The 1,433-nt window shown below is 56.8% G+C and carries 1 rRNA gene (running past one end of the window); it reads left to right on the top strand.

The window, feature by feature from the left end:
• Nucleotides 1-1,433: ribosomal RNA gene (locus ACZ7JZ_RS35860) — 23S ribosomal RNA — on the top strand (its annotated part extends 726 nt beyond the left edge of the window); the annotation flags it as partial.

Here is a 1,433-nt window from a genome sequence, read left to right as displayed (position 1 = left end):
GTCTCGTGACTGCGTGCCTTTTGAAGAATGAGCCTGCGAGTTAGCGGTGTGTAGCGAGGTTAACCCGTGTGGGGAAGCCGTAGCGAAAGCGAGTCCGAACAGGGCGATTGAGTTGCACGCTCTAGACCCGAAGCGGAGTGATCTAGCCATGGGCAGGTTGAAGCGGAGGTAAGACTTCGTGGAGGACCGAACCCACCAGGGTTGAAAACCTGGGGGATGACCTGTGGTTAGGGGTGAAAGGCCAATCAAACTCCGTGATAGCTGGTTCTCCCCGAAATGCATTTAGGTGCAGCGTCGTGTGTTTCTTGCCGGAGGTAGAGCACTGGATAGGCGATGGGCCCTACCGGGTTACTGACCTTAGCCAAACTCCGAATGCCGGTAAGTGAGAGCACGGCAGTGAGACTGTGGGGGATAAGCTCCATGGTCGAGAGGGAAACAGCCCAGAGCATCGACTAAGGCCCCTAAGCGTACGCTAAGTGGGAAAGGATGTGGAGTCGCAGAGACAACCAGGAGGTTGGCTTAGAAGCAGCCACCCTTGAAAGAGTGCGTAATAGCTCACTGGTCAAGTGATTCCGCGCCGACAATGTAGCGGGGCTCAAGCGTACCGCCGAAGTCGTGTCATTCATACAATAGGGCCAACGCCTGTATGGATGGGTAGGGGAGCGTCGTGTGCCGGGTGAAGCAGCCGCGGAAGCGAGTTGTGGACGGTTCACGAGTGAGAATGCAGGCATGAGTAGCGATACAAGAGTGAGAAACTCTTGCGCCGATTGACTAAGGGTTCCTGGGTCAAGCTGATCTGCCCAGGGTAAGTCGGGACCTAAGGCGAGGCCGACAGGCGTAGTCGATGGACAACCGGTTGATATTCCGGTACCCGCTTTGAAACGCCCAATATCGAATCCATTAATGCTAAGGCCGTGAAGCCGCCCTGGACCCTTCGGGGAAAGGGGAGTGGTGGAGCCGCTGACCCAAGGTGGTAGTAGGTAAGCGATGGGGTGACGCAGGAAGGTAGTCCAGCCCGGGCGGTGGTTGTCCCGGGGTAAGGGTGTAGGCCGTGTGGTAGGCAAATCCGTCACACGTTAAGGCTGAGACCTGATGCCGAGCCGATTGTGGTGAAGTGGATGATCCTATGCTGTCGAGAAAAGCCTCTAGCGAGTTTCATGGCGGCCCGTACCCTAAACCGACTCAGGTGGTCAGGTAGAGAATACCGAGGCGTTCGGGTGAACTATGGTTAAGGAACTCGGCAAAATGCCCCCGTAACTTCGGGAGAAGGGGGGCCATCACCGGTGATGACACTTGCTGTCTGAGCTGGGGGTGGCCGCAGAGACCAGCGAGAAGCGACTGTTTACTAAAAACACAGGTCCGTGCGAAGCCGTAAGGCGATGTATACGGACTGACGCCTGCCCGGTGCTGGAACGTTAAGGGGACCGGTTAGT

This window comes from Streptomyces sp. NPDC038213 (assembly GCF_055600495.1).
Note: the sequence above shows the minus strand (reverse complement) of the source record. Positions and strands in the feature narration are given on the sequence as shown.